We start from the raw sequence: 12823 nt of genomic DNA on the forward strand, positions 1-12823 counted from the left end.
GTGAAGAAATTATTTGTCTTGAGTGCACTCATGTTGAGTTCGGCCCTGTCGCCCGCATTCGCCGGGTCCGGCCCCATTAAGATCGTGCTGGCCGAGGAGGCCGACCTGCTGGAGCCCTGCATGGCCACGCGCTCGAACATCGGCCGCGTCATCATGCAGAACGTCAGCGAAACGCTGACCGAACTCGACGTTCGCAGTGACAAGGGCGTCATGCCGCGCCTGGCCGAAAAATGGGAGCAGAACGAAGACAGCAGCTGGCGCTTCCACCTGCGCAAGGGCGTCAAGTTCTCCGACGGCACGACCTTTGACGCCAAGGACGTCAAGCACAGCTTCGATCGCATCATGAGCGACAAGAACACCTGTGAATCGCGCCGCTACTTCGGCGGCATCACGGTGACCCCGACGGTCGTCGACGACTACACCATCGATTTCAAGGCCGACCCGGTTCAGCCGATCCTGCCGCTGCTGATGTCTCTCGTCACGATCGTGCCGGAGGAAACGCCGCTTGAGTTCGTGCGCGAACCGGTCGGCACCGGTCCGTACAAGCTGACCAACTGGACGCCGGGCCAGCAGATCGTGCTGACCAGCCGTGACGACTATTGGGGCGCAAAGCCCGAAGTGACGGAAGCCACCTATCTGTTCCGCGCCGACCCGTCGGTGCGCGCAGCCATGGTGCAGACCGGCGAAGCCGACCTTTCGCCGTCGATCTCGCAGCTCGATGCCACGAACCCGGCAACGGACTTTTCCTACCTCGACAGCGAAACCGTCTACCTGCGCATCGATCACAACATCGAACCGCTGAACGACGTTCGTGTCCGCCGCGCGCTCAACGTCGCCATCGACCGCCAGGCCTTCCTCGGTACCCTGGTTCCCGAAAGCGCATTGCTCGCCACCGCGATCGTGCCGCCACCGACGCTTGGCTGGAACCCCGACGTAAAGGTCTTCCCCTACGATCCGGAAGGCGCAAAGAAGCTGCTTGAGGAAGCCAAGGCCGATGGCGTCAAAGTCGACACGCCCATCACCATCATTGCCCGTTCTGCAAACTTTCCGAACGTGACCGAGATCATGGAAGCCATTCAGGCGCAGCTTGAGGAAGTCGGCTTCAAGGTCGAGCTGAAATTCGTCGAGGTCGCCGAGCACGAGCAGTACTATTCCAAGCCCTTCAAGGAAGGTCGCGGCCCGCAGATCGTTGCCGCCATGCACGACAATTCCAAGGGCGATCCGTCGTTCTCGATGTTCTTCAAATACGCAACCGAAGGCACCCAGTCCGGCTTCTCCGATCCGAAGGTCGACGACCTGATCAAGCGCGCGTCGGCTGCCGTCGGCGACGAGCGTGCCAAGCTCTGGTCGGAACTGATCGCCTATGTGCATGACGATGTCGTTGCCGACGTCCTGCTCTTCCACATGGTAGGCTTCTCCCGCGTTTCCGAGCGGCTCGAATTCAAGCCGACGATGGCGACCAACGGGACGCTGCAGCTCTCGGAGATCAAGATCAAGTAATCTGCCCTGGCGAACGACAGGTTCGCCAGTCACAACAGCAATCAAGGCGGTGGGCTGATCCCGCCGCCGGATTTCTTCGAGGGCGCCATGCTGAAATTCGTTCGAAAACGCGCCGTGGCCAGTCTGATCTCGCTCGTCGGGCTGCTCGTCATGGTCTTCTTCCTGTCGCGGTTGACAGGTGATCCGGCCGCCTTGTTCCTGCCGGTCGAAGCCTCCGCAGAGATGAAGGCGCAATTCCGCGAGCTGCATGGCTTGAACGATCCAATGCTGGTGCAGTTCGGACGCTATGTCAGCGACGTCGTCACCGGCGATTTTGGCGAATCCCTGCGCAAGGCGCGTCCTGCTCTGGACGTGGTGCTTGAGGCCTTCACCTGGACGCTCTGGCTCGCAGTCATCACCATGACGCTGGTCGCTGGTGCTGCGATCGTCGTCGGTTCGCTTGCCGCCTTCCGCGCTGGAGGCTTCTTCGATCGGCTCTCCTCGCTGATCTCGCTGGTCGGCGCTTCCGTTCCCGATTTCTGGATCGCCATCGTCGCGATCGTCGTCTTTTCGGTAAACCTCGCCTGGCTACCGACTTCGGGCACGGGGTCGCTGCTTCATTGGATCCTGCCGATCTCGGTTCTGTTCATCCGGCCTTTCGGCATCATCGTCCAGGTGGTGCGCGGCTCGATGATCGGGGCGCTTTCTTCGGCCTATGTGAAGACGGCGCGCGCCAAGGGCGTCAAATCCGGGCCGATCATCTTCGTGCATGCGCTGCGCAACGCCATGCTGCCGGTCATCACCGTCATTGGCGACCAGGCCGCGAGCCTTTTGAACGGCGCGGTAATCGTCGAGACGATCTTCGGGTTTCCGGGCGTCGGCAAGCTGATGATCGATTCCATCTTGCAGCGCGATTTCAACGTCGTGCTCGCCGCCATCCTCGTCACGGCGCTGGCGATCTTCCTCATGAACCTGCTGATCGATCTGGCCTACGCGCTGCTCGATCCGCGCATCCGGCACTGAGGAGGGGACCATGACCCTGCAGACCGCCGATACCGTTGTTACCGAAGAACCGCGCTTTGCCACCCGCATGTTCCGCATGCTGCTTGCCGACAAATTCGCGCTTTGCGCCGCGATCTTCCTGCTTTTCGTTCTCATCATCGCAATCATCGGGCCGACCTGGCTCGGCGATCTCGCGACCAAACAGAACCTTAGAGGCCGCAACGCCGTGCCTTTCGACTGGGAGCGCGGCTGGGTCTGGTGGATGGGGGCCGATGCCCTCGGGCGGCCGCTGCTTGCCCGCATCATCGTTGCCACCCAGAACACGCTGATGGTGGCCGCCGGTGCCGTCGCGCTTTCAGCAACCGTCGGCACCTTCCTCGGCCTTGTCGCCGGCTTTTCCTCGCCGCGCGTCAATCAGATCATCATGCGGCTCGCGGACGTGATCATGTCCTTTCCGTCGCTGCTGATCGCAGTCATCGTTCTCTATATTCTCGGCTCGTCGATCCTGAACCTCATGCTGGTGCTGGCGATCACACGCATCCCGGTTTACCTGCGAACCGCACGCGCCGAAGTGCTGGAAATCCGTGAACGCATGTTCGTGCAGGCCGCGCGCGTGATGGGCGCATCAAGCAAGCGCATCCTGTTCCGCCACATTCTGCCTGTCGTGCTGCCGACGCTGACGACGCTTGCGACGCTCGACTTCGCCTATGTGATGCTGGCCGAAAGCGCGCTTTCGTTCCTCGGTATCGGCATCCAGCCGCCGGAAATCACCTGGGGCCTGATGATCTCGCAGGGACGTCAGTACCTCACCAACGCATGGTGGCTTTCGTTCTGGCCCGGCCTTGCGATCATCCTTACCACCATGTCGCTAAACCTCTTGTCGAACTGGCTGCGCATCGCGCTCGACCCAGTGCGGCGCTGGCGTCTTGAAATGAAAGGTCGCAAGAATGGCTGACCATCTCCTGGAAGTTCGCGACCTGTCGGTCGAATTCCACACCGCAGTCGGCGTCGTGAAAGCGGTCCGCAATATCTCCTACCATCTCGACCGTGGCGAGACGCTCGCAATCCTTGGCGAGAGCGGATCCGGCAAGTCGGTCTCCTCCTCGGCGATCATGAACCTGATCGACATGCCGCCGGGACGCATCAGCTCGGGCGAGATCCTGCTCGACGGCGTCGACCTGCTGACAATGCCGGCGCAGGAAAGGCGAAAGGTCAACGGGCGCCGTATCGCCATGATCTTCCAGGACCCGCTGAGCCATCTCAACCCGGTCTATACCGTGGGCTGGCAGATCCGCGAGGCGCTCACCACCCACGGGACCGACTCCGCGAAAGCCGCTTCCGAGGCGTTGCGGCTGTTGACCCGGGTCGGCATCCCCGACCCGGAGCGCTCGCTCGACAAATATCCGCACGAATTCTCCGGCGGCCAGCGCCAGCGCGTCATGATTGCGATGGCATTGGCACTCAGGCCAGATCTCCTGATCGCCGATGAGCCGACGACGGCGCTCGACGTCACCGTGCAGGCCGAAGTGCTCGCGCTGCTTGAGGAATTGCAGCGAGAGACCGGCATGGCGGTCCTCATCATCACCCACGACCTCGGCGTGGTCGCGGAGATCGCCGATCGCGTGGTGGTGATGGAAAAAGGCGTCCTGGTCGAAGCCGGCACGGTGCGCGAGGTCTACAAGAACCCGCAGCATCCCTATACCAAGAAGCTGATTGCCGCCGCCCCAGGCAAGGGCGAGATGCATGTGCCAGCCGCTCGCGCCGAACCCGTTCTTTCAGTTCGCGACGTGCGCAAACGCTATGGCTCCTTCGAGGCGCTGAAGGGCCTGTCCTTCGACCTCATGCCCGGCGAGACCATGGCCGTCGTCGGCGAGAGCGGGTCAGGCAAGTCGACGCTGGCGCGCATCCTGCTTCGCCTCGACGAACCGGATAGTGGCAGCGCCTTGTGGAAGGGCCGCGACCTCTTCACGATGTCGCCCACGGAACTCTACAAGCTGCGCCGCGACCTGCAGATGGTCTTCCAGGACCCGACGCAGTCGCTCAATCCGCGTATGACCGTTTACCAGCTCATTTCCGAGGCCTGGGTCATTCATTCGGATATCTTGCCCAAGGCGAAATGGCGCGAGCGGGTGGCTGATCTTCTTGTGCAGGTCGGTCTCGGCCCGGAGCACATGGGCCGCTACCCACATCAGTTTTCCGGCGGCCAGCGCCAACGCATCGCAATTGCCCGCGCACTCGCACTCGAGCCGCAGCTGATCATCTGCGACGAGGCGGTCTCGGCGCTTGACGTTTCGGTGCAGGCGCAGGTGATCGCGCTGCTCGACCGGCTGCGCAAGGAAATGGGCATCGCCTTTATCTTCATCGCCCACGATCTGCCGGTGGTGCGCGACTTTGCCGACCACGTCATGGTTATGCAGAAGGGCAACATCGTCGAGCTTGGCACGGTGCGCGAGGTGTTCGACGCGCCGCAGCAAGACTATACGCGTGCGCTGCTTGCAGCCGGCCTCGACCCCGATCCCGACGTCCAGGCCGCTCATCGCGCCGCCCGTCTTCAGCGCGCGTCCTGAGGCGCCGTCCATTGAGAGGAAAATCCGCATGACCAAGCAAGCCTTCGTCGCCCTCGTGACCTGCTTCAACGAGGACGAGACCATTAACTACCAGGCGACGCGCGCCCAGGTCCGCCGACAGGTCGCATCCGGCAACAACATCATGTGCGCCGGAACCAACGGTGACTTCACCGCGCTGACATACGAGGAAAAGGTGCGCCTCACGGAGGAGGTGGTCGACGAGGTCGGCGGCCGCGTCAAGGTGATCGTCAATGCCGGCATGCCGGCCACCTTCGAGACGGTAAAGCTCGCCCGAGAATTCGACCGGATCGGCGTCGACGGGATCGCAGTGATCACGCCGTTCTTCATTGCCTGCACCCAGGATGGCCTTGTCCGTCATTTCTCGACCGTCGCCGATGCCGTGAAGACGCCAGTCTACCTCTATGACATACCCGCCCGCACGCAGAACCATATCGAGCCCGACACGGCGCGCGCCCTTGCCGGCCACGGCAACATTGCCGGCATCAAGGATTCCGGCGGCGCGAAAGAAACTTTGGAAGCCTATCTGCAGATTGCCAACGAGGTCGATGGTTTCGAAGTCTACTCCGGCCCCGATCATCTCGTGCTCTGGGCACTGCAGAATGGTGCGGCTGGCTGCATCTCGGGCCTCGGCAACGCCATGCCGGATGTGCTTGCAGGTATCTTGAAGGCCTTCAATGCCGGCGACATTGTCGAAGCGCAGAAGCAGCAGGCAACCTTTGCTGCCTTTCGGACCGACCTCTATGCACTCGGCTTTGCCCCGGCGATGGTCAAGCGCGCCCTCTACCTGCAGGATGCATCTGTCGGCGCAAGCCGACAGCCAGCACTTCTGCCAAACAAGGCACAGGACGAACAGATCGCTGAAATCCTTGAACGCTACCGCCTTCTCCAGCGGCTCTAAGACACGCAGGCGAATTTGGCCGGCACCGATCACTCAGGTCGCCAGCCCGATCAAGGCCGCCACTTGGCGATATCGGGCGATGACGTCGGGTGTGAAGTGGAAGGCGTCGAGGAAATTGTCCGTCCGGTAATCCGGCTTCTGCAGGCGGATGCGGGCCGCGTAGCTGCGAGCCTCACTGAGGCGTCCGGCGAGCGCAAGACAATGGGCTGCGATCGCGAGGATGTGCACATGCGCGTTCGGACGGGCTGCCGCCTTGATCGCCCAGTCTGCAGCCTCCTCGAAGGCGTCCAGCCGGATGAGGGCAATCGCGCGGGTGCCGAGCATGCCGAACAGCAGCGGGTCGTAGGGGCTTAAAAGCCGCGAGTAATCAGATGCGGTGATCGCCGCTGCGGGGTCGCCGGACTGCGCGTGCACGAAGGAGAGCGCATAGTGCCCGAGGGCGAAATTGGGGCTGAGAAGGACCGAGTGCTCCAGTGCGCGCACCGCCTGGTCGTGGTCTCCGGTCAGCCAGAGGGCACGCCCCATCGACCAGTGCGCGGCGGGGTTCTGATCGTCAACCAAGAGGCTCTGCCCGGCGGCCTTGAGCGCGTCCCGGGTCTCGCCGTCGCGGTCGCCCCAGCGCTGGAATGCCCTTTGCCAGTGGGTGAAGGACAGCCCTGCATGGGCGCGTGAGAAGGTTGGATCGAGGCGTGTCGAAAGGCGGAAGAACTCGGCGGCGCGCTCGTTTTCCTCGGCGGTGAAGCGAAACATGTGCCAGAGGCCGCGATGATAGGCCTCCCAGGCGTCGAGCGAATCCGGAGGCTTCAGGATCGCGCGGTTGCGCTCTTCGTTCTCGATTTCAGCGGCGATCGACGACACGATGCTGTTGCTGATCTCGTCGACGACGGCAAAGTGCTCGGCCGCGCGCGCCTCGAATCGCTCAGTCCAGACGATATGGGCGGTGGCCGCCTCTGCGACCTCCACGTTCACGGCGATCCCGAGTTCGTGCTGTTCCAGGAAGCCGGTGGCGACATAGTCGACGCCGAGCCGGCGGCCGATTTCCGGCAGTTCGAGCCCTTCGCCAGCGATGGCAAAAACGGAGCCTCGGGCAATAACGAAGAGACTGCGCAGGCGCGCCAGCTTGCTGATGACGTCATGGGCGACCGCGCTGCCGAGATCGTTCCGGCCCGCCCGGCCCGCGACAAGTTCGCGGAACGGCATGACGGCAATCGAGGCGCGGCGCGCGACCGTCACGTGGATGGGCTCGGAAGGTCTGCCAACACCGTCAGAAACGACGACGACCGCCGGTTGTCGGGACAGGGGCCTGAGGCGTTCCCATGCCTCTCGGATCGGCGCGAAGTCCTCGCCCTCATCGGCAAAGAGGCGCGCTGCCGCATCGAGATGCCGGTTGCAGGCGTCGCCCATCCGCCTGCGGGACAGTTCCGCCAGGAAGCGGAGATTTGCGTCTGCGTCGAGCGGCGCGAGGTCGAGCCATTGCCGGGCTGCCGGCAAGCCGTCCTCACCGCCGACGGGTGTTTTCTTGCCGATTTCTGCCGCGATCTCCAGCGCGTACAGGCGAAACTCGCTCCGCACCGATGTCAGCCAGTGCTCGAAGGCAGGGCTGTTGTCGATCTCGACCCCTTCGAGCAGATCGCCTCCGCATCGTCCAGCAATCGGCCGCAACGCCTCCAGATCGAGGTTTCCGATACCGCGCCGCCTTGCTTCCTGGATGTGGCGTGCGTCGATGTCACAGTCTTCGAGATCGAGTGAAATCCGGTCGTTAGCCGTGATCACGCGCTTGCGGCCATCCGTGTCCATGAGCAAGCGGATTTTGCTCAGGCTCCAGCGCAATTCACCGCGCGGATCGCTCGGCACTTGCCAGAGCAGATGGCAGAGCCGTTCCCGAGGAACCGAACCTGGCGTCAGGGCCAGATAAGCGAGCAGCGCGCGCACCTTGCGCGACGGCGGTAACGGCACGGCCACCCCGCGGCGCATGAGTTTCATCGGCCCGAGCAGCCGCAGTTCCAGCTCCTTTGCCGAAAAAACCACGTCCGGGCCATCCGTTTCCATGCGCACTCCCACGCCGGCTCCCACGCCAGCACTTTAGCATCCCTCGCCGAACCTAGCATCCGGAAGAGTGAGAGGACCCATGCCAAACAATTCTGGACTGAGAACCACGAGCGGCCGCGGGCGGCTTTTCGACAGCGTGCTGGAGACGATCGGCGACACGCCGGCGATCCGCGTCAACAATCTCGGCGTCGGCAACGCGACCATCTATGTCAAGGCGGAGTTCTTCAATCCGGCTTCGTCGGTGAAGGACAGGCTGGCGATTGCGATCATCGAGGAGGCCGAGCGCACAGGCAAGCTGAAGCCCGGACAGACCGTAGTCGAGGCCACCAGCGGTAACACCGGCATCGGACTGGCGATGGTCTGTGCGCAAAAAGGCTATCCGCTGGTTGTCACCATGGCCGATAGCTTCTCCGTCGAGCGCCGCCGGCTGATGCGCATGCTGGGCGCCAAGGTCGTTCTGACGCCGCGCGCCGAGAAGGGCCTGGGCATGTATCGCAAGGCGATCGAACTCGCAGAGAAGAACGGATGGTTCCTCGCCCGGCAGTTCGAGACCACAGCCAACGCCGCGATCCACGAGGCGACGACCGGCCGGGAAATCGTCAACGACTTTGCCGGCTCCCGTCTTGATTACTTCGTCACAGGCTACGGCACCGGCGGCACGGTGGTTGGCGTCTCCCGGGTTTTGCGGCGTGAGCGTCCGGAGACGAAGATCGTGCTTGCCGAGCCCGCCAACGCGCAGTTGCTCGGCAGCGGTCATGCGCAACAGCGCGGAACGGGCGGTGCGCCGGCCGCCAGCCATCCCGCCTTCGAGCCGCATCCGATCCAGGGCTGGACACCGGACTTCATACCCGACGTCCTGCAGGAGGCGATTGACAACCGCTACTATGACGAACTCGTCCCCATTGCCGGTCCGAAGGCGATGGAATGGGCCAAGGCGCTCGCACAGAAAGAGGGCATCTTCACTGGCGTTTCGGGCGGCGCGACCTTCGGCGTTGCGCGCCAGATCGCGGAGCACGCGCCGGCCGGCTCGGTGATCCTGTGCATGCTGCCTGACACAGGGGAGCGCTATCTGTCGACGCCGCTGTTCGAAACGATCCCGGCGGACATGGATGACGAGGAGATGGAGCTGTCGCGATCCACGCCCGGCTTCCAGCTCGCCGCCGAATAGGGAGAGGAACGATGGGAGCGCGATCACCGAGGCAAAGCGTGGGAGCCTTCACGCAACCGGAACTCCTGGCTACGCTCGAGACCCTCGACCCACCCGATTGGTCGTCCGTCTCGGCGCTCGCCCACCGGATCATCGACGATGCCGTCGGCCATCTCGGCCGCGTGCGCGAGCGTCCGGTCTGGCAACCGCTGCCGGAGGAGATCGAAGCGCTGTACCAGGCGCCGGTCCCGGATCGGCCGACGCCCCTCGAGGACGTGTACCGACAAGTGAAGGACACGGTGCTCGCCTATCCAATGGGCAACATCCATCCACGGTTCTGGTCCTGGTACATGGGCTCCGGCAACTTCACCGGGGCGCTCGGCGATTTTCTCGCAGCGATCCAGGGTTCCAATCTCGGGGGCGGACGCCATGCCGCTGCCCTCGTCGACCAGCAGGTCGTCGGATGGCTGCGCGACATGATCGGCTTTCCCGAGGCAGCGAGCGGCACGCTGGTCAGCGGCGGTTCGGTGGCCAACCTCGTCGGGCTGACGGTTGCCCGCAACGCCACGGCGGGCATCGATCTGCGCGAAGAGGGCGTTGCGGCCCTCACGGAACCCATGCGCTTCTACGCCTCGGATCAGGTTCATTCCTGCCATCGCAAGGCGGTCGAGACGCTCGGCCTCGGCAACAAGGCACTTAGACGGATCCCGACCGATTCCCGTTACCGCATCGACCTTGAGGCGCTTCGCGCGGCGATCGCCGAGGATCGCGCGCGGGGCTTCAGGCCTGCCTGCGTCATTGGTACTGCCGGTACGGTCAATTCCGGTGCAGTAGACGATCTCACCGCGTTGGCCGGGATCGCCGCGGAGGAGAACCTGTGGTTCCACGTAGACGGGTGTATCGGAGCGCTGCTTTCGATCGCGCCCGAGAACGCCTGGCGCGTCAAGGGCATCGAGCGGGCGGATTCCGTCGCGCTCGACCCGCACAAATGGCTGCATGCCCCCTTTGAGGTCGGTTGCGCGCTTGTCCGGGACCGGGCAAAGCACCGGGAAACCTTTGCGGTGTCGCCGGAGTTTCTGCAGGGCATGCCGCGTGGCATCGCCTCCGGTCAGTGGCTTCACGAATTCGGCTTTCAGACCAGCCGCGGCTTTGCGGCGCTGAAGGTCTGGATGGCGCTGATGGAGCACGGCATCGCCAAGTTCGGCCGGCTGATCGACCAGAACGTCGCGCAGGCCGCCTTCCTCGCCGATCTCGTCCGTTCGAATCCGCCTCTGGAACTCATCGTTGAACCGGAGATCAACATCGTCTGCTTCCGCTATGCGCCCGAAGGTCTAAATGAGGAGCGACTGAAGGAGACCAACCTCGAGATCATGCTGCGCCTGCAGGAAACCGGCGTGGCGGCGCTTTCCGACACGACGATCCGGGGCAAGCATTGCCTGCGCGCGGCGATCTGCAATCATCGCACCCGCCCGGACGACCTGAACCTTTTAATCTCGGAGGTCCTGCGGATTGGCAGGGAGATTGCGCAGTCGTGAGCCTGGTCGTTTTTGCGCATGAACACAGTCACTGACTGCGTAGGGTTTGCCTCGACCCTAAGGTTTCGTCGCGCGAATGGCGTAGCGATGCTGCGACTGTCGCGCCAAGCCCTTGAAAAGGTTCCAATTCGCGGCCTGGGTGCGATGGATTTCGCGAAGGTCCCTGTCGATCGTAATCTCGGTGAAGCCGGCCTCGCGCAACAGCGCGACGACGGCCTCGGCGCGGGCGCCTTGTGCGAAATGCACGCGGGAGAGGATGCTGCGGTGCGTCGCCGTCATCTGCGGCGAACCGGTTGGCGTCTCAGCCTTGAACAGGCCGAGGCGCTGTCCCCATGTGCTGAGCTTGGAGAACAGCCGCTCGAGCGCGGTTGTATTGACGAAGTCGCCATCGACGATCAGCAACATGCCGCCGGGCTTCAGGACCCGTAGCCATTCGCCAAAGGCTGCGGCCGGGTCCACGAGCGTCCAGACCAGATGCCGGTTGACGATTACATCGTAGTGGTTGTCGGGCTCCATGGTATTTTCGGCGTCGCCGAGGGCGAAGCGGATCGCTCGCCCGCGCTTGCGCGCCTTATCCCTGGCGCGTTCGAGCATCGGCTCGGCCCAGTCGAGGCCCTGCACCTCGAAGTCGAGTTCATCGAGAAGATGCGAGATGACGCCGGTGCCGCTCGCAAGATCGAGCGCGGCACGCCCTGCGCCCGGCCCAAGGTGACGGAGAAACAGTTGATGCCAGGCCGCGCGTTCTTCCTCCGAGAAGATCTCGTGGCCCGGGGACAGATCGAAGGTTGCCGCGCGGTCCGACCAGTAGGCCTTGATTTCATCGCGCAGGTTGTAGTTCTGCCGCTCCGTCACATCGCTCATGTCGATACCGCTCGTTCCTGTTTGGAGGCGTTCTAAAAGATAAATGTTGACTAATAAAGTCATGAAACATTAGATCGCCTGAATTTTCCAGCGGAGCTAAAACAATGCGGTTTTTCAACAGGGTGGCTGCGGCCGCCGCAAGCCTTTGCGTGCTTTTTTCTACGGCAGCCCTCGCTGATGTCGTGACGTTGAAGGATGTCACGGGCCGAGATGTCGAGGTCAACGTACCCGTCGAGCACGTGATTCTCGGCGAAGGGCGGCAGATCTATTTCCTCGGCGCGCTCGACCGCGACGAGCCGTTCAAGCGCGTCGTCGGCTGGCGCGATGATCTGGCAAAGGCAGACCCTGAAAGCTATGCCGCCTATCTCGCAAAGTACCCTGGCATTGCCAAGCTGCCGACCTTCGGCGGCATGAAGGATGGTACCTTCGACATCGAGCAGGCGGTTGCCTTGAAACCCGATGTCGTTCTGATGAACGTCGACGCCAAGACGGCGACGGAGGAGGCTGGCTACATCGAGAAGCTTGCCAAGGTCGGTATCCCGCTCGTCTACGTCGATTTCCGCGAGAAGCCGATGGAAAACACCGAGCCGAGCATGCGCGTGATGGGCAAGCTTTTGGGAAAGGAAGAGAAGGCCGAGGAGTTCATCAAGTTTCGCGCCGAGAGCATCGCCAAGGTGACAAACGTTTTGGCGAAGGCCAATCCGAAGAAGCCGCTCGTTTTTGTCGAACGCGCCGGTGGTTACTCCGACGATTGCTGCATGTCTTTCGGTAACGAGAACTTCGGCAAGATGGTCGAGTTCGCCGGCGGCGTAAACATGGCAAAGGACATCATTCCCGGCACCTTCGGCGTGGTCAATCCGGAGCAGATCATCGCTGCCAATCCCGATCAGATCATCATCACCGGCGGCAACTGGCAGGGTTATGTGCCGGGTGGTGCCTGGGTTGGCGTCGGCTATGGCGCCGATGAGAAGGAAGCGGCCCGCAAGCTCGAAAACCTGACCAAGCGCCCGGCTTTCACCGGCGTTGAAGCCGTGAAAGACGGCCAGGTTCACGCCATCTGGCACCAGTTCTACAACAATCCCTACCAGTTCGTGGCCATCCAGCAGATCGCCAAGTGGCTGCACCCGGATCTCTTCGCGGACCTAGACCCGGAGGCGACGTTCAAGGAGTTGCATGAGCGCTTCCTGCCGCTTCCCTACAAGAGCGGCTACTTCGTCTCGCTGACGTCAGCCAAGTAAGCGGTTCGACAGCTGGAGGAGGGGAG

At 62.9% G+C, this 12823-nt stretch carries 10 protein-coding genes; 8 read left to right on the forward strand and 2 right to left on the reverse strand.

The window, feature by feature from the left end:
- The 5 genes from IB262_RS23485 (at window position 1) to IB262_RS23505 (ending at window position 5967) form a co-directional block, all read left to right on the forward strand.
- Window positions 1-1500: an ABC transporter substrate-binding protein gene (locus IB262_RS23485; protein WP_060518063.1), complete on the forward strand. Its 1500-nt coding sequence runs from the start codon at window positions 1-3 to the stop codon at window positions 1498-1500.
- A gap of 87 nt (window positions 1501-1587) precedes the next feature.
- Window positions 1588-2502 carry an ABC transporter permease gene (locus tag IB262_RS23490; RefSeq protein WP_060603520.1) on the forward strand — a complete coding sequence of 305 codons (915 nt, stop codon included), beginning with the start codon at window positions 1588-1590 and terminating at the stop codon, window positions 2500-2502.
- 10 nt (window positions 2503-2512) lie between these two features.
- The gene (locus IB262_RS23495; protein ID WP_192493866.1) at window positions 2513-3436 is read left to right on the forward strand and encodes an ABC transporter permease; all 924 of its coding nucleotides are present in this window, start codon (window positions 2513-2515) and stop codon (window positions 3434-3436) included.
- Window positions 3429-5048 (forward strand): ABC transporter ATP-binding protein, encoded by a 1620-nt coding sequence (locus IB262_RS23500; protein ID WP_192493867.1) that lies wholly within the window; start codon window positions 3429-3431, stop codon window positions 5046-5048. The genes IB262_RS23495 and IB262_RS23500 overlap by 8 nt, the downstream gene beginning before the upstream one ends.
- Window positions 5049-5076: 28 nt before the next feature.
- Entirely contained in the window at window positions 5077-5967 is an 891-nt protein-coding gene (locus IB262_RS23505) for a dihydrodipicolinate synthase family protein (protein ID WP_060530181.1), read from the forward strand.
- Between the two features lie 33 nt (window positions 5968-6000).
- On the opposite strand, the gene IB262_RS23510 is transcribed toward IB262_RS23505, so the two are convergent.
- Window positions 6001-8016 carry a transcriptional regulator gene (locus IB262_RS23510; RefSeq protein WP_192493868.1) on the reverse strand — a complete coding sequence of 672 codons (2016 nt, stop codon included), beginning with the start codon at window positions 8014-8016 and terminating at the stop codon, window positions 6001-6003.
- Window positions 8017-8095: 79 nt separating this feature from the next.
- Here IB262_RS23510 and IB262_RS23515 point away from each other — a divergent pair, with 79 nt between their 5' ends.
- Window positions 8096-9184 carry a pyridoxal-phosphate dependent enzyme gene (locus IB262_RS23515; RefSeq protein ID WP_060518054.1) on the forward strand — a complete coding sequence of 363 codons (1089 nt, stop codon included), beginning with the start codon at window positions 8096-8098 and terminating at the stop codon, window positions 9182-9184.
- 11 nt (window positions 9185-9195) lie between these two features.
- A complete protein-coding gene (locus tag IB262_RS23520; protein ID WP_113080506.1) occupies window positions 9196-10698 on the forward strand; it encodes an aspartate aminotransferase family protein in 1503 nt (500 codons plus the stop codon).
- A 57-nt stretch (window positions 10699-10755) separates the two neighbouring features.
- On the opposite strand, the gene IB262_RS23525 is transcribed toward IB262_RS23520, so the two are convergent.
- On the reverse strand, window positions 10756-11559 hold the full coding sequence (locus IB262_RS23525; protein ID WP_192493869.1) for a class I SAM-dependent methyltransferase: 804 nt from the start codon (window positions 11557-11559) through the stop codon (window positions 10756-10758).
- Window positions 11560-11663: 104 nt separating this feature from the next.
- Here IB262_RS23525 and IB262_RS23530 point away from each other — a divergent pair, with 104 nt between their 5' ends.
- Window positions 11664-12797 carry an ABC transporter substrate-binding protein gene (locus tag IB262_RS23530; protein ID WP_089046194.1) on the forward strand — a complete coding sequence of 378 codons (1134 nt, stop codon included), beginning with the start codon at window positions 11664-11666 and terminating at the stop codon, window positions 12795-12797.
- The last annotated feature ends 26 nt before the right edge of the window (window positions 12798-12823 follow it).

It is taken from the genome of Ensifer sp. ENS02 (assembly GCF_014851885.1).
Lineage (GTDB): Bacteria > Pseudomonadota > Alphaproteobacteria > Rhizobiales > Rhizobiaceae > Ensifer > Ensifer adhaerens.

Coding starts and splice junctions, on each gene's coding strand:
- IB262_RS23490 (WP_060603520.1), top strand. CDS start 1,588: ATGCTGAAATTCGTTCGAAAACGCGCCGTGGCCAGTCTGATCTCGCTC.
- IB262_RS23495 (WP_192493866.1), top strand. CDS start 2,513: ATGACCCTGCAGACCGCCGATACCGTTGTTACCGAAGAACCGCGCTTT.
- IB262_RS23500 (WP_192493867.1), top strand. CDS start 3,429: ATGGCTGACCATCTCCTGGAAGTTCGCGACCTGTCGGTCGAATTCCAC.
- IB262_RS23505 (WP_060530181.1), top strand. CDS start 5,077: ATGACCAAGCAAGCCTTCGTCGCCCTCGTGACCTGCTTCAACGAGGAC.
- IB262_RS23510 (WP_192493868.1), bottom strand. CDS start 8,016: ATGGAAACGGATGGCCCGGACGTGGTTTTTTCGGCAAAGGAGCTGGAA.
- IB262_RS23515 (WP_060518054.1), top strand. CDS start 8,096: ATGCCAAACAATTCTGGACTGAGAACCACGAGCGGCCGCGGGCGGCTT.
- IB262_RS23520 (WP_113080506.1), top strand. CDS start 9,196: ATGGGAGCGCGATCACCGAGGCAAAGCGTGGGAGCCTTCACGCAACCG.
- IB262_RS23525 (WP_192493869.1), bottom strand. CDS start 11,559: ATGAGCGATGTGACGGAGCGGCAGAACTACAACCTGCGCGATGAAATC.
- IB262_RS23530 (WP_089046194.1), top strand. CDS start 11,664: ATGCGGTTTTTCAACAGGGTGGCTGCGGCCGCCGCAAGCCTTTGCGTG.